Origin of the sequence: Pseudomonas sp. SWRI111 (assembly GCF_014268555.1) — a bacterium.
GTDB classification, from domain to species: Bacteria; Pseudomonadota; Gammaproteobacteria; order Pseudomonadales; family Pseudomonadaceae; genus Aquipseudomonas; species Aquipseudomonas hamedanensis.
In genome coordinates, this window is sequence record NZ_JABWQQ010000175.1 from 1 (window position 1) to 222 (window position 222).

The 222-nt window shown below is 65.8% G+C and carries 1 pseudogene; it reads left to right on the plus strand.

Features of this window, described 5'->3' with window-relative positions:
- Positions 1-222, plus strand: a pseudogene (locus tag HU755_RS27320) (Ig-like domain repeat protein); the annotation flags it as partial.

Consider the following 222-nt stretch of genomic DNA (forward strand, 5'->3'; position numbering starts at 1 on the left):
CGTGGAAACCGCCGTCACCCTGAGCGGCGTCGCTGCCAATGGCCAGCAGGTCGAAGTCTTTGACGGCACTGTCTCCAGAGGCCAGGCAACGGCGCATGCCACCACCGGCGTCTGGACGTTGCTCGTCACTGCCCTGACTGTGGCGGCACACAGCTTTACCGCCAAGGCGCTGTACGGTTCCGGTGCATCATCGGCGGCCAGGACGCTGACCGTGACGGCAGT